The following is a 220-nucleotide window of genomic DNA, read 5'->3' on the forward strand; positions in this document are numbered from 1 at the left end:
CGGAAGGTGCGGCTGGATCACCTCCTTTCTAAGGAAATCAAGTAGAGATTATTCACTGTTGAGTTTTCAATGAAAACTAAATAGTCATCGAAGATGACGCCATGATTCCGGTGGCGATGCGCTTAGGGGCAACACCCGTCCACATCCCGAACACGATGGTTAAGACTTAAGCGGCCGATGATACTATGCTGGAGACGGCATGGGAAAGTAGGTGGCTGCC

The 220-nt window shown here is 49.5% G+C and carries 1 rRNA gene; it reads left to right on the plus strand.

Annotation, left to right across the window (positions count from 1 at the left end):
* Positions 1-106 precede the first annotated feature (106 nt).
* Positions 107-220: ribosomal RNA gene (gene rrf, locus CSX02_RS07545) — 5S ribosomal RNA — on the plus strand; the annotation flags it as partial.

The organism is Agathobacter ruminis, assembly GCF_002735305.1.
Classification (GTDB): domain Bacteria; phylum Bacillota; class Clostridia; order Lachnospirales; family Lachnospiraceae; genus Roseburia; species Roseburia ruminis.